We start from the raw sequence: 647 nt of genomic DNA on the forward strand, positions 1-647 counted from the left end.
CACGTTCGGCCAGGTCGTCCGGCACCTTCCATAGTCCATCAGCCACACGTTCCACGATGCCGGCCCGGCGCAGGGCTTCCAGTCGGCGGACATGGGCCGCGACGACCTCCTGCGGGTCGCGGCCGGGCTTGGCTCGGCCTTGCTCGATCGCCAGGTGATGATCGGCGCGGTACAGGCCATCGCTCGCCAGCGCGGCGATGTTCTTGTCGGCCGCCCGCACCTCGGTGGAACCGCGTACCTCCACCACGGCTCCGGTGGGATAGTTCGCCAGCTCGACGCGGGCGTTCAAAGCGACGTAGTGGGCCTTGCCGTCCACGCCGTCGATGACCAGATAGCCGCGGTCGTGCAGCTCGTCGGCCAGCCCCTTGCCGGCCACGCGGCCGACGATGGTGCGGCCGTCGTCGCCGGGCTCAAACACCGCCAGCTCGCGCGGCTGGCCGCTCATGGCGCGCTGCATGGTGCGGATGATGTCACCACGCTCGCCCAAGGCGCGCAAGGTCTTCTCCGCGTCGGCATGCACGGCCCAGGTGCCGGGCTGCGTCTCGTCAGCCAGGCCCAGGCGCTGCAAGCGTTGGAGTCGGCCGATCAGCAGCAGCCGCTGGCGTTGCAGGCGGGGCTCATTGAAGCGCTCGATCTGCACCCGGCCA

General features: G+C 70.3%; 1 protein-coding gene. It reads right to left on the minus strand.

Translation table 11 applies throughout. From position 1 onward, the window contains the following. Positions 1 to 647: DUF3363 domain-containing protein (locus tag DU29_RS01000000130760; RefSeq protein ID WP_033051120.1), on the minus strand; the 647-nt coding region annotated here is incomplete at both ends.

The organism is Pseudomonas sp. Ant30-3, from assembly GCF_000690905.1.
GTDB lineage: Bacteria > Pseudomonadota > Gammaproteobacteria > Pseudomonadales > Pseudomonadaceae > Aquipseudomonas.